Annotated in this window: 8 protein-coding genes; 5 read left to right on the top strand and 3 right to left on the bottom strand. The window is 71.8% G+C overall.

The genetic code is table 11. From position 1 onward, the window contains the following. Positions 1-215: 215 nt before the first annotated feature. Entirely contained in the window at positions 216-809 is a 594-nt protein-coding gene (locus tag STRIP9103_RS15150; protein ID WP_009311641.1) for a hypothetical protein, read from the bottom strand. Between the two features lie 656 nt (positions 810-1465). Between STRIP9103_RS15150 and STRIP9103_RS15155 the strand changes: the two genes are divergently transcribed. The 5 genes from STRIP9103_RS15155 to STRIP9103_RS15175 all read left to right on the top strand — a co-directional run bounded on the left by STRIP9103_RS15155 (position 1466) and on the right by STRIP9103_RS15175 (position 16765). After that, a complete protein-coding gene (locus tag STRIP9103_RS15155; RefSeq protein WP_048820321.1) occupies positions 1466-2365 on the top strand; it encodes a sterol desaturase family protein in 900 nt (299 codons plus the stop codon). 207 nt (positions 2366-2572) lie between these two features. After that, a complete protein-coding gene (locus STRIP9103_RS15160; RefSeq protein WP_009311644.1) occupies positions 2573-12634 on the top strand; it encodes a non-ribosomal peptide synthetase/type I polyketide synthase in 10062 nt (3353 codons plus the stop codon). A gap of 89 nt (positions 12635-12723) precedes the next feature. Next, on the top strand, positions 12724-13914 hold the full coding sequence (locus tag STRIP9103_RS15165) for a cytochrome P450 (RefSeq protein ID WP_009311650.1): 1191 nt from the start codon (positions 12724-12726) through the stop codon (positions 13912-13914). Between the two features lie 83 nt (positions 13915-13997). Further along, positions 13998-15710 carry a phytoene desaturase family protein gene (locus tag STRIP9103_RS15170; protein ID WP_048820320.1) on the top strand — a complete coding sequence of 571 codons (1713 nt, stop codon included), beginning with the start codon at positions 13998-14000 and terminating at the stop codon, positions 15708-15710. Further along, on the top strand, positions 15707-16765 hold the full coding sequence (locus tag STRIP9103_RS15175; RefSeq protein WP_009311658.1) for an MDR family NADP-dependent oxidoreductase: 1059 nt from the start codon (positions 15707-15709) through the stop codon (positions 16763-16765). Before STRIP9103_RS15170 ends, STRIP9103_RS15175 begins: the two co-directional genes overlap by 4 nt. 76 nt (positions 16766-16841) lie before the next feature. On the opposite strand, the gene STRIP9103_RS15180 is transcribed toward STRIP9103_RS15175, so the two are convergent. Together STRIP9103_RS15180 and STRIP9103_RS15185 are read right to left on the bottom strand one after the other, a co-directional pair. After that, on the bottom strand, positions 16842-18848 hold the full coding sequence (locus STRIP9103_RS15180) for a beta-galactosidase (RefSeq protein WP_009311654.1): 2007 nt from the start codon (positions 18846-18848) through the stop codon (positions 16842-16844). Then, the gene (locus STRIP9103_RS15185) at positions 18845-20158 is read right to left on the bottom strand and encodes a glycoside hydrolase family 36 protein (RefSeq protein ID WP_009311648.1); all 1314 of its coding nucleotides are present in this window, start codon (positions 20156-20158) and stop codon (positions 18845-18847) included. The genes STRIP9103_RS15180 and STRIP9103_RS15185 overlap by 4 nt, the downstream gene beginning before the upstream one ends. Positions 20159-20194: the final 36 nt, after the last annotated feature.

A 20194-nucleotide genomic window follows, 5' to 3' on the forward strand; every position in this document is an offset into this window, starting at 1 on the left:
GCCCCGGGCGTTGGTGGGGCCGGGTGTCGTAGTGGCGCTGGACCCGGATGCCGCCGTTCTTCCTGGGATGGACTTCGGTGGAACCGGCGCAGAGGACCCGCTCACCGTTCTGGTCGGCGCGGATGAGGAGGTTGCCGTCCGCGCCGTAGATGTAGTCGGTGGCGAGACGGTCCGCGCCCCGGAGGTCACAGGCCGCGGACCGTCACGCTCGGGGATCAGCGGCAGAACTTCTTGGCCTTGTGCGCCAGGGAGTTCTTGGACACCTTCGTCTTGCAGTGGACGCCGCCCTCGACGGGCACCGTCCAGCTCTGCGCCTTGCCGTACTGTCCGGTCTTGACCCACTTGGTGCCGGCGTCGCAGCGGTAGGCCGTGTAGTAGCCGCTCACCTTCTTCGTCCCCGAGTAGAAGACGTAGGTGCCCTGCCGGGTGAGCTTGTACTTGACGCTCTCGGACCGCTGGTTGGTCACCTTCTTGTTCTTCTGCAGCTGAACCTTCGCCTCGCCACCCAGCTTGAGGATCGCGAAGTTGGCCTCGATGCCGCCACCCCCGTGCTTCTCGACCTGGGAACGCACGGTGTTCACCTTCTTGGTCGAGATCTTCTTCGTCACCGATCCGCCGGGGTACTTCTTCTCGACCATGGCCGCGTGCGTGACGACCCATTTCTTGGAGACGAAGTCCCACTTGAGCGCGATGGAGCCCGGGTCGCAGATCATCGGGCCCGAGGGCGCGGCGGACGCGGGGACGGCGACCGGCAGCGACGCGACGACCCCGAGGGTGGCGACGAGCGCTGCCCGCTTGATGCTTCTCATGAATCTTCCTCCCGTTGGATTGCCTCGGCACATGCGTCCGTGACCGCGCCGACGCGCATCCGGAACGCCCGTGGGCGAAGTCGGCCGCGCGAACGCCGCCGCAGTCGATTCACCCGCGACTGACGTGCCCTGGTACGGCAGCCATGGCTCTTCGGTCACACATGCGCCACTGGTGCGAGTGGTGTTCATCGCACGCCCCACACGCTATGGGGCAGAGGCCCGGGGGGCGTTGGAGGAGAGTCCACACCTGGTTGGAGATGCGTCTACTCAGTGACGAGACAGGCCTGATGTCGGTAGCCGCCGGGCGGCATGCCGTAGGCGGTGCGGAAGACACGGGGGAAATGGGCGGCGCCGGAGAAACCCCAGCGGATGGCGATGGCCCGGGTACCGATTTCACGACCCCGGGCCTGCGGCAGCAACTGGATTCCGCTTCACGTCTTCACGTCTGACCATCCGCGCTATTCGGTAATCGCACAAGTGGGGCCCGGTGGCCAAATCTCCTCACTTTCCGGCTAGTTATTTCCCTTCTGATTATCAGATCAATTCGCCCCCTTCTGATTCTTGTCAAGAACCCCTCGCCATCGAGCTACAAGCACCCTTAGTATCGGAACGAACACTGTCGGTGATTGTGCGGCGGCGGACTGCTGGGGGGCATCATGCGCGGACAGCTTCGAATCCTGCTGCGCCATGCCGCGTACCCCGCCCTGATGGCCACGCTGGTGGCGGTAGCGATCGCGGCCCTGCGCCTGCACTGGGATCTCGGCCGGGTCAGCCAGCTCTTCCTGGTCGGAACCATCGCGTACATGGCGCTGCTCGAATGGTTGATTCCATACGAACCGGAATGGGCCCCGAGCGCGCGTGAGTGGGGCTGGTACGGCGTCTACTTCGTACTGACGATGATCGGCGGAGCCCTGTCCCAGGTGCCGGTGGCGGCCGTCGTCCGCTGGGCGGCGCCGCCGCACCCGGCCCTGCCCCTATGGGCGGAGCTCCCGCTGGCGCTGCTGCTCGGCTCGCTGGCCAACTACCTGGTCCACCGCTGGTGCCACACCGACCCCCGGCTCTGGCGACTGCACGGAGTCCACCATGTGCCCGACAAGGTGAACGTCGGCAACAACGGGGTCAACCATCTGCTGGACATCGTGCTCACCCAGGGCGCGGTCCAGTGCTCGCTGGCGCTGGCCGGGTTCTCGACCGAGGCGGTCTTCGTGATGGGCCTGTTCGTGGTCAGCCAGGGCTACTTCGTGCACGCCAACATCGACGTCCGGATCGGTGTTCTCAACCACGTCCTCGCCGGGCCCGAGCAGCACCGGCTGCACCACAGCGTCGATCTGTCGGAGGCCGGGCACTACGGCTCCGACCTCTCGATCTGGGACCACGCCTTCGGCAGTTTCACCTGGCGGCCCGGTCGGCGGCCGGTCGCGGTGGGGCTGCGGAACCCGGCCGACTTCCCCCGGACCGACGAGGTGGTCGCCAGCCACCTCCAGGCCTGGCGCCGGCCCACGCGCGCCGACGACTCCCCCACCGGGTCGGCCGGAGTGAGCCGACCCACCCAGTAGGCCCGATCCGGCCTGGCGCACCGGGTCGGCCGCCGCCACCTCATCGTCCAACCGTCCACGCTCACCCCTGGCCTCTGTGGCCCGTTCCTCCGGCCGACCCGGCTTCCGGCCCGCGCGGATCCGGGGCGCGGCCGTCTGTCCCCATGCCCGTGCGGCTCTTCCACACCCTGGCCGCGCGTCCGAACGAAGCGTCTCAAGGACTCGACCATGAAGGATTCACGCCTCGTCACGTCCCCGGACCCATCCGACACCGTCAGCACCTCTGGCCTCTCCGCCGTCTCCGCTGTCTCCGCCGCCACCGCCTCCGGCGCCTCTGCCGCCCCCGTCGCCTCCACAGCCTTAGCGGTCCCCGCCGCCTCTGTCGTCTCCGCCACCTCCGCCGTCTCGACCACCTCCAACCCCGTCGGCCCACCGCTCCTCGGCACCCCCGGCGGCGAGCGGGAGAAGATCGCGATCATCGGGATCGGCTGCCGTCTGCCCGGCGGGGCCTGCGACCACCGCTCGTTCTGGCGGAACCTGGTCGACGGCAAGGACTGCATCACGCCGACCCCGCGCAGCCGGTACGACGTGGCCACTCTGGGCAGCCGGGACAAGGCCAAGCCGGGGCGGCTGGTCGGCGGCCGGGGCGGTTACATCGACGGCTTCGACGAGTTCGACCCGGCCTTCTTCGGCATCAGCGGTCGCGAGGCCGACCACATGGACCCGCAGCAGCGGAAACTGCTGGAGGTGGCCTGGGAGGCGTTGGAGGACGGCGGGCAGAAACCGGCCGAACTGGCGGGCCGTGATGTCGGCGTCTACATCGGTGCGTTCACCCTGGACTACAAGATCGTCCAGTTCTCCGACCTCTCCTTCGAGACGCTGGCCGCGCACACCGCCACCGGCACCATGATGACGATGGTGTCGAACCGCATCTCGCACTGCTTCGACTTCCGCGGCCCCAGCGTCTCCATCGACACCGCCTGCTCCTCCTCCCTGGTCGCCGTCCACCTGGCCGCGCAGAGCCTGCAGCGCGGCGAGACCGATCTCGCGCTGGCCGGCGGCACCCTGCTCCACATCGCGCCGCAGTACACCATCGCCGAGACCAAGGGCGGTTTCCTCTCCCCGCAGGGCCGCTCCCGCACCTTCGACGCGGGCGCCGACGGCTATGTCCGGGCCGAGGGCGTCGCGGTGGTCGCGCTCAAGCGGCTCTCCGACGCCGTCCGCGACGGCGACCCGGTCCACGCCGTCATCATCGGCAGCGGCATCAATCAGGACGGTCGCACCAACGGCATCACCGTGCCCAACCCGGACGCCCAGGTCGCCCTGATCGAGCGGGTCTGCGCCGAGGCCGGGATCGTCCCCGGCAGCCTTCAGTACGTCGAGGCGCACGGCACCTCCACCCCGGTCGGCGACCCGATCGAGGCGAACGCGCTGGCCCGGGCACTGGCGGTCGGCCGCCGGCCGGAGGACAGGTGCTACGTCGGCTCGGTCAAGACCAACATCGGGCACACCGAGTCGGCAGCCGGCCTGGCCGGGCTGATCAAGGCCGCGCTGGCCTTGAAACACCGGCTGATCCCGCCGCACATCAACCTGGAGCGGCTCAACCCCGCGATCGACCCGACCGCACTGCCGTACGAGATCCCCACCGAGCCCACCCCCTGGCCGGCGCACCAGGGGCCGGCCAGGGCCGGGGTCAACTCCTTCGGCTTCGGCGGCACCAATGCCCATGTGCTGCTGGAGGCCGCGCCGGAACCGGAACCGGTGCCCGCAGCTCCGTCCGCCGCAGAGGGCTACGAGGTCAGTGAGACCTCCGAGGCCGGTCAGACCCCCGAGGCCGATGAGGCCCCCGAGGCCGGTGAGACCCCCGAGGCCGGTCAGCCGGACAAGGCCGGGCAAGCGGACAAGGCCGGTCGAGCGGACGAGATCAGTCAAGCGGACGAAGGCGGCGGGCAGCCCGCCTGGACGGTGCTTCCGCTCACCGCCCGAGAGGCCGCCGCCCTGCCCGAGCTGGCCGCCGGCGTCCAGGCCGAGCTGGCCGGCGTGCCGGGCGGCAGCCCGGCCCGCCCGGCCGACCTCGGCCACACCCTGGCCCATCGCCGCCAGCACCACGACGCCCGGCTCTCGGTGGTCTACGACTCCCGCGGCCCCGCCGCCCGGGCCTCGCTGGACCAGGCGCTCACCGCCTACCTGCGCGGCGAACCCCACCCCCGGGTGCTCACCGGCCACCGCCTCGCGCCCCGGCACCGGCGGCTGGCCTGGGTCTTCACCGGCATGGGCCCGCAGTGGTGGGCGATGGGCCGGCAACTCTTCGCCACCGAGCCGGTCTACCGGGAGGCCGTCGAGCGCTGCGCCGAGCATCTGGCCGAGCTGACCGGCTGGTCGCTGACCGAGGAACTCGCCGCCGACGAGGCGCACTCCCGGATGGCCGAGACCTGGCTCGCCCAGCCCGCCAACTTCGCCGTCCAGATCGGCCTGGCCGCGCTCTGGCGCAGCCGCGGGGTCCATCCGGACGCCGTCGTCGGCCACTCCACCGGCGAGGTGGCCGCCTTCCACGAGGCCGGCGTCTACCACCTGGCCGACGCGGTCAAGGTGGTGGTCCACCGCAGCCGGCTCCAGCAGCGACTGGCCGGCACCGGTGGCATGCTCGCCGTCGCGCTCACCGAGGCCGAGGCGGTCCGCCGGCTCCGCCCGTACGGCGACGCGGTCTCGGTGGCCGCGGTCAACAGCCCGAGCTCGCTCACCCTCGCCGGGGACGAAACCGTGCTGGCCGAACTGGCCGCCGTGCTCACCGCCGAGCAGGTCTTCGCCCGCCCGCTGGCCGTCGAAGTGCCGTACCACAGCGCCCGGATGGAGCTGATCAAGGACGAGCTGCTGGAGTCGCTCGCCGACCTCAAGGCCCGTCCGGCGCAGGTGCCGCTCCATCTCACCGGGCGCGAGGGCACCGCGCACGGCACCGAGTTGGACGCCGACTACTGGTGGCACAACGTCCGGGACAGCGTCCGCTTCCAGCAGGCGGTCGAGCGGCTGGCCGACGACGGGTACCGGCTCTTCCTGGAGGTCGGCCCGCACCCGGTGCTCGGCCGGTCGATCGTCGAGACGGTCGAGGCCCGCGTCGCCGACCGGAACGGTGACGCCCGAACCGACGGGGCCGATCTCCCTGAGGCGCGCACGCTGCCCTCGATCCGCCGCCAGGAGGACGAACGGGCCACCTTCACCACGTCGCTGGCCGCCCTGCACAACCTCGGTGTCGAGGTCGACTGGTCGGTGCTCCAGCCCGCCGGGCGCACGGTTCCGCTGCCGCGTTACCCGTTCCGGCGCGACCGGCACTGGGTCGAGCCCCGGTCGGTCGCCCAGGTCCGGCAGGGCCGGGTGGACCACCCGCTGCTCGGCCACCGACTGCCCGGCGCCGAACCGGCCTGGGAAGCCCGGCTGGACGCCGAGGCGCTGCCCTACCTGGAAGACCACCGGATCCAGGGCAACCTGCTCTTCCCCGCCGCCGGCTATCTGGAGATGGCCGTCCAGGCGGTCCGCGAGCTGACCGGCGGCACCGACGCCGCGCTGGCCGACATCGAGCTGCGCAAGGCGCTCTTCCTGCCCGACGAGGAGAGCCGCGCCGTCCAGCTCACCCTCTCCGCCGAGCACGGCGGCTTCACCATCGCCACCCCCGCCGGGGAGGGAACCGAGCGGACCGTGCACGCCGTCGGCACCGTCCGGCCCGGCCAGCGCCGCCACCCCGCCCGGCCGCTGGACGCCGCGGCGATCCGCGGGCGGGCCGTCCGCCACCTGCCCGGACCGGACTGCTACGCGGAGCTGGCCGCGCTCGGCTACCACTACGGCCCGGCGTTCCAGGGCATCGAGGAGGTCTGGGTCGGCTCCGACGAGGCGCTCGCCAAGGTCCGGCCGACGGCGGCGGTCGTCGGCCGGGGCGCGGACCATCAGGTGCATCCGGTGGTGATGGACGCCTTCTTCCAGACCCTGCTGACGCCCCAGCTGTCGGCGGCGGGCGCCGGGGGTCCCGGCATCCGGCTGCCGATCGCCATCGAGGAGGTCCGGCTGGACCCGGTCGGCGACCGACCGCTCTGGGTGCACGCCACGGTCACGCGGGACGCCGGCACCGAACTGGTCGGCGACGTCGCGGTGTACGACGAGCGGGGCGTGCCGCTCGGCGGGATCACCGGGTTCCGGGCCGCCGACGTCGAGCAGGCCGGCAGCGCCGTCGGCCTGTCCACCATCGACGGCTGGCTCGCCGAACCGGTCTGGACGGAGCTGCCGGACGTGCCCGACACCCCCGACCTGCCGGCCGAGCACCCCGACCACTGGCTGCTGTTCGCCGACCGGCAGGGCGTCGCCGAGGCGCTGGCCGAGCGGATCGCCGCGCGCGGCGGCAGCTGCCAGCTGGTCCGGCCGGGCACCGGGTACCGGCTCGCCGAGGGCGGCCACCCGGCCACCGTCGAGCCCGGCTCCCCCGCCGACCTCGCCCGGCTACTGGCCGACCGGCGAGCCTCCGGCGCACCCGACCCGGCCGCCGTCGTCCACCTCTGGAACCTCGACCGACCGGAACTGCCCCCCGCCCACCGGACCGCCGCGGGCGACCACACCACCACCGACCTGACCAGCACCGACCTGACCACCGCCACCGGCCCCACCACCACCGCCAACCACACCGGCCCGACCAACCACACCGCCGTCGACCGCACCAGCACGGGCGCCTACAGCCTGGTCGCTCTCGCCGGGCTGCTGGCGGCCGAGCTGCCGGGCAGCCGGCTGCACATCGTCACCCGGTCCGCGCAGGCCACCGTCGTCGGCGAGCCGGTCGAACCGTTCGGTGCCCCCGCCTGGGGGATCGGCCGGGTGCTGCGCCACCAGGAGCTGCCCGGCCACCCCGGCAAGCTGGTCGACCTCGGGCCGACCGGGGACGTCGGAGGCGAGGCGGACGCGCTGCTGCGTGAGTTCGCGGCCGGCGACGAGGACGAGATCGCGCTGCGTCCGGGCCGCCGGCTCACCTGCCGGCTGCGTCCCGCCGAGGGGCTGAGCCGACCGCTGCCGCCCAGCCTCCGCACGGACGCCGCGTATCTGGTGACCGGTGCCTTCGGCGCGCTCGGCCGGCTGCTCTGCCGCACCCTGGTCCGGCGCGGTGCCCGTCGGCTGATCCTGGTCGGTCGCAGTCCGCTGCCGCCGCGCGAGCGGTGGCGCGACCTCGACCCGGCCGGTCCTCAGGGGCGGCGGGTCGCCTTCCTGCGCGAGTTGGAGGCACTCGGCGCCGAACCGATCCCGGTGTCGCTGGACATCACCGACGAGTCCGCGCTGGCCGCCTGGCTGGCCGAGTACCGGCTGCTGGACCGGCCGCCGATCCGCGGCGTCTTCCACCTGGCCGGGCAGGTCAGGGACACCCTGGTGGGCGAGCTGGACCGGGAGACCTTCGACGCGGTGTACGGCCCCAAGGTGCTCGGCGCCCTCGCCCTGCACCGGCAGCTGGCCGCCGAACCGCTCGACCACTTCGTGCTCTTCGCCTCGATCGCCTCGCTGCTGACCACCGCCGGGCAGACCAACTACGCCGCCGGGAACGCCTTCCTGGACGCGCTGGCGCACCACCGCCGGGCGCTCGGCCTGCCGGCGCTGAGCCTCGACTGGGGGCCCTGGGCGACCGGCATGATCAAGGAACTCGGCCTGATCGACCACTACCGCGGCAGCCGGGGCATGAGCTCGCTGGCCCCGGAGACCGGGATGGCCGTACTGGAACGGGTGCTCGGGCAGGACCGGGCCCAGTTGCTGATCGCCACCGTGGTGGACTGGCCGGTCTTCCTCTCCTGGTACCCGGCCCCGCCGCCGCTGGTCGCCGATCTGGCCGCAGCCGCCCGGGAGGCCGTCCCCGCAGCCGAGCGGACCGGCCTGCTGGAGGCGCTGCGAGCGGCCGGGGAGGCGGAGCGCCCGGTGCTGCTCACCGAGTGGTTCACCACGCTGGTCGCCGGTGTGCTCCGGGTGCCGGCCGAGCAGATCGAACCGGGCACCGGGCTCGGCCACCTCGGCCTGGACTCACTGCTCGCGATGGAGCTGCGGGCCCGGCTCAACACCGAACTCGGCACCACCCTCCCGGTAGTGGCGCTGCTGAGCAACGCGCCGGTGGCCGAGCTGGTCGCCCGGCTGTACGAGTCGCTGGCCGAGCTGCTCGACGCGGAGCGGGCCGGCCCGGGCACGGCCGAGGTCGAGCGGTACGAGGACGAGTCGGCGTACCCGCTGACGCAGAACCAGAAGGCGCTCTGGTTCCTCAAGCAGCTCAACCCGGACGGCTTCGCCTACAACATCGGCGGCGCGGTCGAGGTCCGGGTGGAGCTGGAACCCGAGCTGATGGCCGCCGCCTTCCGGACCATGGTCGAGCGCCATCCCAGCCTGCGGGCCAACTTCGTGCTCGACGGCGGCCTGCCGGTGCAGCGGATCTCCGCCGCGGTGGAGCCGGACTTCGGGGTCCTCGACGTCGAGCACCTGGACTGGGACGAGATCCACGCGATGATCGTCCGGGAGTACCGCAGGCCGTACGACCTGGAGCGCGACCCGCTGGTGCGGTTCCGGCTGTTCCGGCGCGGCCCGGCCCGGTGGGTGATCATGAAGGCCGTCCACCACATCGTCTCGGACGCGATCTCCACCTTCACCTTCATCGAGGAGCTGTTCGCGGTCTACGAGGGGCTGCGGCAGGGCCGGGCGCCCGAGCTGCCCCCGGTCACCGCGCGCTACCTGGACTTCCTCAACCGGCAGAACGAGTTCCTGGCCGGGCGCGAGGCGCCGCGGATGCTCGACTACTGGCGCTCGCACCTGCCGGCCGAGGTTCCGGTCCTCGGTCTGCCCACCGACAAACCGCGCCCCGCGGTGCAGACGCACAACGGCGCCTCCGAGTTCTTCGTCCTGGACGAGGAGCTCAGCGCCCGCGTGCACGCGCTGGCCCGCGAGCACAACGTCACCGTCTTCATGGTGCTGCTCAGCGCCTACTACCTGCTGCTGCACGCCTACTCGGGCCAGGACGACATCATCGTCGGCAGTCCGGTGACCGGCCGCACCGACGAGGAGTTCGCCGGCGTCTACGGCTACTTCGTCAACCCGCTGCCGCTGCACGTCTCGCTGACCGGCGAGCCGACCGTGGCCGAGCTGCTGGACCGGGTGCGGACCACGGTGCTGGGCGGGCTGGACAACCAGGAGTACCCGTTCGTGCTGCTGGTGGAGAAGCTCGGGCTGCAGCACGACCCGAGCCGCTCGGCGGTCTTCCAGGCGATGTTCATCCTGCTCCACCACAAGGTGGCCACCGAGAAGTACGGCTACCGCCTGGAGTACATCGAACTCCCCGAGGAGGAGGGCCAGTTCGACCTCACGCTGTCCGCCTACGAGGACGAGTCGGAGCACCGGTTCCACTGCGTCCTGAAGTACAACACCGACCTCTTCCGGCCTCAGACCATGGCCCGGCTGGCCGGGCACTACGTCAACCTGCTGGCGGGACTGACCACGGCCGGCCCCGAGCGGGCGGCGACCGGGCTGGAGCTGCTCGGACGTGAGGAACGGGCCCTGGTGCTCGGGAGGTGGAGCGGCGCGGACCGCCGGGTGGTGTACGAGGAACCGGCGCACGAGCTGATCCTGCGCGCGGCGGCGGCCGACCCGGCGGCGCTCGCGGTGGCGGTGCCGGCCGAGTCCGGCCCGACCGCCCGGCTCAGCTACGGCGAGCTGGCCGAGCGCTCACGGCGGGCCGCCGCCCGGCTGCGGGCGCTGGGCGCCGGGCCCGGCACAGTGGTGGCACTCTGCCTGGAGAAGTCGCCGGAGCTGGTCGTCGCCCTGCTCGCGGTGCTCCGCACCGGTGCCGCCTATCTGCCGCTCGATCCCGGCCACCCGACCGACCGGCTGGCGTACATGGTGGAGCGGACCGGGGCGGGGCTGCTGGTCGGCGACGACCGGGACCGGCTCGGTCAACTGCCGGCCCGGCTGATCACCACCGGCGAACTGGGCGCGGGGGGCGGCGGGTTCACCTCTGGGCCGATGGGCCAGGAGGACGGGGAGGGCGGCGAACTCACCGCCGCGCCGACGGGACCGGAAAGCGCGGAGGGCAGCGGCTTCGCCGAAAGGCCAGCGGGCACCGAACCCCCGGAGGTCGACAAGTTCACCGCCGCGCCCGCGGGTCTGGAGATCGATAAGTTCACCGCCCCGCCCGCCGGCCCGGAGGACGGCGCGCTCATCGACGCTCCGGTGGGCCCGGACGACCCGGCATACGTCATCTTCACCTCCGGCTCCACCGGTCGCCCCAAGGCCGTCCGGGTGAGCCACGGCAACCTGGCCTCGGCGTACCAGGCCTGGCGCGCCGAGTACCGGCTGGACACCGACGCCAGGGTCCACCTCCAGATGGCCGGCCCCTCCTTCGACGTCTTCACCGGGGACGTGGTCCGCGCGCTCTGCTCGGGCGGGACCCTGGTGCTGGTCGGCCGGGAGCTGCTGTTCAACACCGCCCGGCTGCACGAGGTGATGCGCACCGAGGGGGTGGACGCCGCCGAGTTCGTCCCGGCGGTGGTCCGCGTCCTGGTCGAGCACTGCGAACGGTCCGGGCTGCGGCTGGATTTCATGCGGCTGCTGGTGGTCGGCTCGGACGTCTGGAAGGTCGAGGAGTACGAGCGGCTGCGCGCTCTCTGCGGGCCGCTGACCAGGCTGGTCAACTCCTACGGCCTCACCGAGGCCACCATCGACAGCGCGTACTTCGAGGGGCCGGTGGACAAGCTGGAGGCCGGCCGGACGGTCCCGATCGGGCGGCCGTTCCCGAACAGCGCCCTGTACCTGCTCGACCCGCACGGCCGTCCGGTCCCGCCCGGCGTCACCGGCGAGCTGTGGATCGGCGGCTCCGGCGTGGCGCTCGGCTACGCGGGCGACGAGGAGGAGACGGCCCGCCGGTTCGTCACCCTGCCGCTGGGTGGCGCCGACGGCACCGAGCCGGTCCGGCTCTACCGCACGGGCGATCTCGCCCGCTGGGACGCGGACGGCGGGGTGCATCTGCTCGGCCGGGCCGACTCGCAGATCAAGGTGCGCGGCCACCGGATCGAGCCGGCGGAGATCGAGAGCCGGCTCGCCGAGTGGCCCGAGCTGAAGCGGGCAGTGGTCACCGTCCGGCCCGACCGCGGCGGCGAGAACGTGCTGTGCGCATACTGCGTACCGGCCCCCGGCCGGACCCTCGACCGGCGCGGACTCCGCCGCCACCTGGCCGGCTGTCTGCCGACCTTCATGATCCCGACGCACTTCACCGAGCTGCCCGAGCTGCCGCTCACCGCCAACGGCAAGGTGGATCTCGGGGCGCTGCCCGCCCCCGCGGCGGACTCGGCGGAGCAGGCCGCCGAGCCGCCGGTCACCCTCTACGAGGTCCGGATGGCCGAGCACTGGCGGGCGCTGCTGGGCATCGAGGAGCCCGGACTCCAGCACGACTTCTTCGAGTCCGGCGGCTCCTCGATCAAGCTGATCGAGCTGATCCACGGCCTGCAGGCCGAGTTCAACATCACCATCCCGGTCAGCCAGCTGTTCAAGGTCACCACCCTGCACGGAATGGCCCGGACCGTCGAGCACATCATCACCGGCCGGATCGAGGGCGCCCAGCCGTACCTCTGGTTCAACCGGGAGCAGCGGCAGACCCTCTTCTGCTTTCCGCCGGCCGGCGGCCACGGCCTGGTCTACCGGCAGTTCGCGACGCATCTGCCGGAGTACCGGCTGGTCGCCTTCAACTACGTGTCCGGGGACGACAAGGTCGACCGGTACGCGGATCTGATCGAGTCACTGCAGCCGGAGGGGCCGTGCGCCCTGCTCGGCTACTCGCTCGGCGGCAACCTCGCCTTCGAGGTGGCCAAGGAGCTGGAACGGCGCGGCCGGGCGGTGCCCCATGTGGTGATCATCGACTCGCACCGGATCCCGGAGTCCTTCGACCTCGCCGACGAGCACGTCCAGGCCTTCGAGCGCGAGCTGGCCGAACACCTGCGAAGGCACACCGGCTCGGCCGTGGTCGCCCAGGAGACCCGCGAACAGGCACGGGACTACCTGCGGTTCTGCAGCCGGACGCCCAACCTCGGGATGGTCACCGCCGCGATCGGCGTGATCTCCGACGCCGAGAAGGTGGCGCTCCACGAGGCCGGGTACCACGGCGCCTGGCACGGCAGCTCGGCCACCCGGACGGCGGTCTTCAAGGGCTTCGGCACCCACGCCGAGATGCTCGACCACGAGTTCATCTCCCACAACGCCGAGCTCACCCGCTCGATCCTCACCGGAGCCGCCGCCCATGTGTGCTGAGACCGGTATCGGTCCGCCCGCCCCGGGCCGGCCGCGTGTCAGCACCCCCGGTACCCCGGGCACCCCCCACACGAGAGACGGAGCCGTCCATGCTCAGGCAGCACCAGCCACTGCCCTACCCCTTCGAGCCGCACGGACTCGAACTCCCTCCCGCCTACGCCGAGTTGCGTGAGCAGCCGCTGGCCCGGATCCGCATGCCGTACGGCGACGGCGCCTGGCTGGTCACCCGGTACGAGGACGTCCGAGCGGTGCTGGCCGACCCGCGGTTCAGCCTGGCCGCCGCGATGGGCGAGGACCAGCCGCGGATGCGCCCGGTCGCCCGCACCGGTGCCGGTCTGTTCTCCACCGAGCCGCCCGAGCACACCCGGCTCCGCTCGCTGGTGGCCCGGGAGTTCAGCGCCCGCCGGGTCGAGCGGCTGCGTACGCGGGCCGTGGAGCTGGCCGACGAGTTGCTCGACGGGATCATCGCCGCGGGCCGACCCGCCGACCTGGTCGAGGACTTCGCCATCCCGATGCCGACCACCATCATCTGCGAGGTGCTCGGCATCCCCGCCAAGGACCACCGCATGCTCTGGCACTGGGCCGAGACGGTGCTCTCCGCCGTCACCCCCGGCGAGGTGTTCGCCACCGAGGGCCAGGCGTTCATGGACTACATGGCCGGCATGCTGGAGCTGCGGGGCCGCGAGCCGGGCGACGACCTGCTCACCACACTGGTACGGGCCTGCCGCGAACAGGGCCTGATCAGCGAGGAGGAGCTGCTCTCGATCGCCTGCGACCTGCTGATCGCCGGCTTCATCTCCACCACCAACCAGATCGGCAACTTCTTCCACCAGCTTCTCGTCAACCCCGAGGAGTTGGTCCGGCTGCGGGAGCGGCCGGAACTGATCCCCGGGGCCGTCGAGGAGCTGATGCGGTACGTGCCGCTGCTCACCGGCTTCAGCCTGCCCCGGTACGCGACCGCCGACGTCGAGCTGGGCGGCGTCACCATCCGGGCCGGCGAGGCGGTGATGATCGCCACCGCCGCCGCCAACCGCGATCCGGAGGTCTTCCAGGAGCCGGAGCGCCTCGTCCTGGACCGCCCGGCCAACCCGCACATCGGCTTCGGGCACGGCGTGCACTACTGCGTCGGCGCCCATCTGGCCCGGCTGGAGCTCCAGGTGGCGATCGAGCGGGTGCCGGCCCGGCTGCCCGGCCTGCGGCTGGCCGTCCCCGAGCACGAACTGCGCTGGAAGGAGGACGCGATGGTCAATGGCCTCCAGGCGCTCCCGGTCGCCTGGTGACGAGCACGGCACGGCACGCGAGGACGACGAGGAAGGCCAGGGAATTGGCGCGGCAGACAGGCACCGGCCGCCGACGAGAGACGATGATCATCGTCGGTGGCGGTCTCGGCGGTCTCTCCACCGGGTGCTACGCCCGGATGAACGGCTACCGGACCCATATCTTCGAGATGCACGAGATCCCCGGCGGCTCTTGCACCGGCTGGGACCGCAGCGACTTCACCTTCGACTGGTGCGTCAGCTGGCTGCTCGGCAACGGGCCGGGCAACGAGATGTACCAGATCTGGCTCGAACTGGGCGCGCTCCAGGGCAAGGAGATGCGGCACTTCGACGTGTTCAACATCGTCCGGGGCAGGGACGGCCGGGCGGTCCATTTCTTCTCCGACCCGGACCGGCTTCAGGCGCATCTGCTCGCACTCTCGCCGGCCGACGCCGCGCCGATCCGTGAGTTCTGCGCCGGTATCCGGACCTTCCGCAAGGCGCTGGCGGTCTATCCGTTCCTCAAACCGGTCGGGTTGATGGGCCGGTTGGAGCGGTGGCGGATGATGGCCTCGTTCGTCCCGTACTTCAACACCATCCGCAAGTCGATCACCGTGCTGATGACCGACTACTCGCAGCGGTTCCGCGACCCGCTGCTGCGCGAGGCGTTCAACTTCATCCTCTACGAGAAGCATCCGGCCTTCCCGGTGCTGCCGTTCTACTTCCAGCTGGCCTCGCACGCCAACCAGGCGGCCGGTGTGCCCGAGGGCGGTTCGCTCGGGCTGGCCCGGTCGGTCGAGGAGCGGTACCGCGGACTCGGCGGCGAGATCACCTACAACGCCAAGGTCGAGGAGATCCTGGTCGAGCGGGACCGCGCGGTGGGCGTACGGCTCAGCGACGGCCGGGAGTACCGCGCCGACATCGTGGTCTCCGCGGCCGACGGTCACACCACGGTGATGAAGCTGCTGGGGGGCAGGTACCTCAACGACACCTACCGCAGGCTCTACACCTCGCTGATCGACGAGCCCGGCCAGCTGTCGCCCGGGTACGTCTCTCTCTTCCTGGGGCTGCGCAAACCCTTCCCGGAGGGCGACCCGTGCACGACCTACCTGCTGACGGAGCGGCAGGCGAGCGAGCTGACCGGGATCCGCTGTCCGTCGATGAACGTGCAGTTCCGCACCCGGCACTACCCGGAGCTGGCGCCGCGCGAGTCCACCGTGGTGTTCGCGACGTACTTCTCGGACATCGCCCCCTGGCGGGCGCTGCACGAGGGGCCGGAGCGGTCCTCCCGGGTGCGGCGCGGCCAGGAGCTGCACACCCTGCCGGTCAAGCACGGCAAGGAGTATCTGGCCGCCAAGCGGCGGGTCCGGGCCGGCATCGTCTCCTTCCTGGACGAGCGGTTCCCGGGCTTCAAGGACGCGGTGGCCGTCGCCGACGTCTCCACCCCGCTCACCCAGGTCCGCTACACCGGCGTCTACGACGGCACCTTCCCGGGCTGGAACCCGTTCCTGGAGGGCGCGGAGACGATGGAGGAGGAGATCAAGCGGAGCGGCCCGGTGCTGCCCGGACTGTCGGGCTTCTACCTCTCCGGGGTCTGGGCGACCATCGGCGGCCTGATCCGCGCGGCAGCCGCCGGCCGGCACGTCGTGCAGTTCATCTGCCGGGACGACGGTCTGGAGTTCACCGCCGAGATCGACGAGAAGGCCCCACCACCGACCCACGTGATCATTCCGGTCGGCCGGCCGCCGCAGGCCCGGCCCGCCGGTGGCAACAGCGCCGCGGACGACGCGGCGAACGTCGAGACAGGAGCCCTGGCATGAGGATCGAGAAGTGGGTCGTCGCCGAGCACCTGGAGGGGGTGCCGGACGTCGACCGGATCTACCGGAAGGTGGTCGAGGAGGTCGAGATCGACCTCCGCCCGGACGAGATGCTGTTCCGGACACGGTACGTCTCGGTCGACCCGTACCAGAACGGGCTGGCGCTGGAGACGCCGATCGGCCGGCACATGGGCGCGGACTCGATCATGGAGGTGCTCCAGGCCGGCCCGGAGGCCGCGTTCCAGGTCGGCGACCTGGTGCAGGGCTTCGGCGGCTGGCGCAGCCATGTCGTCCACAACGGCGCCGAGGAGACGTGGCGAACCGGTGTCTTCCCCATGGTCTTCCCGGCCTATCGCCGGCTCGACCCGGCCTGGTACGACGAGCGGCTGCCGCTCTCCACGGCGCTCGGCGTCATGGGCGCGCCCGGGATGACCGCCTGGGGCACTCTCACCAGGTTCATGACCGTACGCCCCGGGGACACGGTGGTGATCAGCGGCGCGTCCGGCTCCATCGGCACCCTGGTGGGCCAGTTGGCCAAACGCGCGGGCGCCGGCCGGGTGGTCGGCACCACCGCCTCGCCGGGCAAGGTCGAGTACCTGCGCGCGCTCGGCTTCGACGAGGTGGTGCTCTACGACCAGGCCGACGACATGGAGAAGGTCCGGCAGGCGCTGCTGCTCGCCGCCCCCGACGGGGTCGACCGGTACTTCGACAACCTGGGCGGGACGGTCACCGACGCGGTGTTCACCATGCTCAACGTGGGCAGCCAGGTGGCCGTCTGCTGGCAGTGGGCGACCACGGTGAACGGCGAGCTGACCGGGCCCCGGCTGCTGCCGTACATCATGTTCCCGCGCACCACGATCCGCGGGATCTTCGCCCAGGAGTGGTTCACCGAGCCGCTGTTGGCGCGGATGCACCAGGAGCTGGGCGGGCTGGTCCGCAGCGGGGAGATCCGCTGTCACCAGACCGTGCACAAGGGGTTCGACGCGATCCCGCTCGCGTACCGGAGCCTCTACCTGGACCGGGAGGGGAACCGGGGCAAGGTGCTGGTCGAGGTCTGACCGGGCGGGGGCGGGGAACGACGCGGGGCCGTGGCCCCCGAAGGAGCCACGGCCCTGTCCGGTCGTTCCTCTTCGGTCAGCGCGGTTCCCGTACGACCGCCACGTCCCCGGCCGCCAGCTTCAGCGAGCCGCCGCCCCCGGCGATGCCCCGGCCGGTCAGGAGTTCCGTGGCGTTCGGCGCCACCTCCACCTCGGCCTCCGCCTCGCCATGGTTGATGAGGAAGAGGTAGTCGGCGTCCGGGCCCCGGCGCAGTACCGCCTCCACGCCGTCGGGGGTCGTGCGGACCGGCTCGACGCCCGCCTCCGTGCGGATGCGGTCCAGGAGTGTCGCCAGGGTCGTCGGGTCCGGGCGCGTGGCCACGTACCAGGTCGTGCCCGAGCCGTACGTGTTACGGGTCACCGCCGGGACTCCGGTCAGCGGGCCGGAGGTGTACGTGGCGATCGGCTCGGCGCCCGCCAGGGCGACCCGTTCCGACCACAGTTCCGCCGTACCGCCCCCGCTCAGGCCCACGGCCTCCCCCGGCAGCAGCGGGAACATCTCGTCCGTCCGCACGCCCAGGGCCTCGCGGAACGCGCCCGGGTAGCCGCCGAGCCGGATGTGGCAGTTCTCGTCCACCGCGCCGCTGTGGAAGCCGACGGCCAGGGTGCCGCCGGCCGAGGCGAAGCCGGTCAGGTTCGCCGCGCCCTCGTCGTCGACCAAGTACAGGTTCGGGGCCAGCACCAGTCTGTACGACGAGAGGTCGGCGTCGGGGCGTACGAAGTCCACCGCCACGCCCGATCGCCACAGCGGCTCGTACCACGTCCGCACCAGGTCCTGGAAGCGGAGCTCACCGCTCGGCTGGGACGGGAGTTCGACCGCCCACCAGGAGCTCCAGTCCCAGACGATGGCCACCTCGGCGACGCCCGTGCTGCCGCGTACCTCCGCGAGCGAACGCAGATCCGCGCCCAGCGCCACCACGTCCCGCCAGATCTGGCTGTCCGTTCCCGCGTGCGGGAGCATCGCGGAGTGCCACTGCTCGGCGCCCGCCTTGGCCGCCCGCCACTGGAAGTACGCGATGCCGTCCGCGCCCCGGGCGACATGGGACAGGGCGTTGCGGCGCAGCTCGCCCGCCGTCTTCGCCCGGTTCACCGGCTGCCAGTTCACCGCACCCGTGGAGTGCTCCATCAGCAGCCACGGCGCCCCGCCCGCCAGCGAACGCACCAGGTCGCCGCTGAGCGCGATGTCGATCTCCGACTCGGGGTCCGTCGACTGGAGGTAGTGGTCGTTGGAGACGATGTCCAGTTCGGGGGCCCAGCGCCAGTAGTCCAGCTTGTCGAAGTTGTACATCACCATGAAGTTGGTGGTGGCGGGCACATCGGGGGCCACCTCCCGCAACACCTCCCGCTCCGCCTTGAGCAGCGACAGCAGCGCGTCGCTGCAGAAACGGCGCCAGTCCAGCTGGTGAGCGGGGTTCGGGACCGCGCCCGTCGGGCGCGGCGGGATGATCTCGTCCCAGTCGTAGTACCACTGGCTCCAGAACGTCGTGCCCCAGGCGTGGTTCAGCGCCGCCAGGTCGTCGTACTTGGCCCGCAGCCAGGTCCGGAACGCCGCCGCGCTCGTGTCGCAGTAGCACTCGGCGTTGTGGCAGCCGTACTCGTTGTGGATGTGCCACATGACCACCGCCGGGTGGTCCGCGTAACGCTCGGCCAGCGCGCGAACCAGCCGCAGGGCCGCCTCGCGGTACGCCGGGCTGCTCGGGCAGAAGGTCTGGCGGCTGCCGTACCAGAGCTTGCGGCCGTCCTTGTCCACCGGGAGCGCCTCAGGGTGGGCCCGGAAGAACCACGCGGGCGGCGCAGCCGTCGGGGTCGCCAGGTCGGCGGCGATTCCGTTCTCGTGGAGCAGGGCGAGGACGCGGTCCAGGCGGGAGAAGTCGTACGCGCCCTCCGAGGGCTCCAGGAACGCCCACGCGAAGATGTTGACGCTGACCATGTTGACGCCGACCTCGCGCATGAGGCGTACGTCCTCGGCCCAGACCTCCTCGGGCCACTGCTCGGGGTTGTAGTCGCCGCCGTAGGCGATGCCGGGGACCTGCAGAGAGCTCATCGGGCGACTCCCGTGAGAAGGCGGCGCGTCATCTCCACGCCCCAGGTGTCCAGGGAGAGCAGTCGGTCGCTGGAGGCCATCAGGCCGCCGGTCGACTCGACGTGCGCGGCCCAGCGTTCGCGGGTCTCCACCGCCGGGCGGGCCATCAGGCAGTCGGGGTCGTTCACCCAGAGGCGGCCGTGCTGCCACTGGCGGCCGATGCCCGTGAACTCGGCGGAGTCCTGGCCGGGCTGGCTGTGGTCGTCCGCCTCGGGGCGGCGGTGCGGGGCCGTGTCGGGGCTGACCCGCATCGCGTCGAAGAGGCCGATGGAGGGGAGGATCGGCGCGCCGCAGCCGAGGAGGTATGCGTCCGGGCCTATCGCCGCACGGATCAGCTCGATCCCCTCGCGGTACGCCGTCAACGCGCCCACGTCAGCGTGTCGTACGCCGTCCAGCGCGCCCGCGTAGAGGAAGTCGACCTTGAAGTAGTCGTAGCCCTCCGAGCGCAGGGTGGTGAAGACCTCGGTGAGGTACGCCGCTGCCTCGGGGTGGGTGGTGTCGAGGACGTACAGGTCGTGGCCCCAGTTGTGGCCGGCGTGGGTGAAGCCGCCGTCGGTGTCGCGCACGAGCCAGTCCGGGTGCTCGGCGGCCAGGGTGCTCGCCGGGTCGACCAGGAAGGGGGCCGTCCAGATACCGGCGCGGCGGCCTCGGGCGCGGATGGTGTCGGCGATGCCCTCGCGGGAGCGGAAGCGGCCGGAGAGGGTGAGCCAGTCGCCGAGGGCCTTCTGGTAGCCGTCGTCGATCTGGACGACGTCGATGGGGAGGTCGAGGGTGTCCATCGCACGGAGGTTCTCGTGGATGTCGTCCTCGGTGACGGCCGTGAAGTACTCGTACCAGGAGCACCAGACCGTGGGTGCCGGGCGGGGCGTCGGCAGGGCGAGGCCGGCGGCCCAGTCCGCCAGGACCGACTGGATGTCCGTGCCGGTCCACTCCTTCACCGGGCCGTCGGCGGTGATCTCCGCCTGTCCGTCCCGGACGACGAGACGGATCGACGGGACCTCGGCGGTCGGTTCGGGCGCCGCCCACAGCCGTACGGGAGTGCCGTCGCCCGGGTCGAGCGCCAGCAGGCCCTCGCCCTGGAAGGTGTCGGCGGGCACGGTGTGGCCGGGGCGGTAGCAGACGGTCGCCCAGTTGTCGTTGGCCGGGCGGTACGGGGTGTCGCCGAGGGCGTAGGAGCCGCTGGGGCTCCACGACTGCCAGCCCTCCTCGTGGACCCGCGCGGCATGAAGGTCCACGGGCACGGAGGCGACCGGCGTGAAGGGGTGGGGCACGGTGGTTCTTCTCTCGGGAGAGGTCAGGAACGGGTG

The sequence above is a fragment of the Streptomyces ipomoeae 91-03 genome (assembly GCF_000317595.1).
Classification (GTDB): Bacteria; Actinomycetota; Actinomycetes; order Streptomycetales; family Streptomycetaceae; genus Streptomyces; species Streptomyces ipomoeae.

Bases quoted from the DNA above. Each gene is read 5' to 3' on its own strand.
- STRIP9103_RS15150 (WP_009311641.1), bottom strand. From the start codon at position 809: ATGAGAAGCATCAAGCGGGCAGCGCTCGTCGCCACCCTCGGGGTCGTC.
- STRIP9103_RS15175 (WP_009311658.1), top strand. From the start codon at position 15,707: ATGAGGATCGAGAAGTGGGTCGTCGCCGAGCACCTGGAGGGGGTGCCG.
- STRIP9103_RS15155 (WP_048820321.1), top strand. From the start codon at position 1,466: ATGCGCGGACAGCTTCGAATCCTGCTGCGCCATGCCGCGTACCCCGCC.
- STRIP9103_RS15170 (WP_048820320.1), top strand. From the start codon at position 13,998: ATGATCATCGTCGGTGGCGGTCTCGGCGGTCTCTCCACCGGGTGCTAC.
- STRIP9103_RS15180 (WP_009311654.1), bottom strand. From the start codon at position 18,848: ATGAGCTCTCTGCAGGTCCCCGGCATCGCCTACGGCGGCGACTACAAC.
- STRIP9103_RS15165 (WP_009311650.1), top strand. From the start codon at position 12,724: ATGCTCAGGCAGCACCAGCCACTGCCCTACCCCTTCGAGCCGCACGGA.
- STRIP9103_RS15160 (WP_009311644.1), top strand. From the start codon at position 2,573: ATGAAGGATTCACGCCTCGTCACGTCCCCGGACCCATCCGACACCGTC.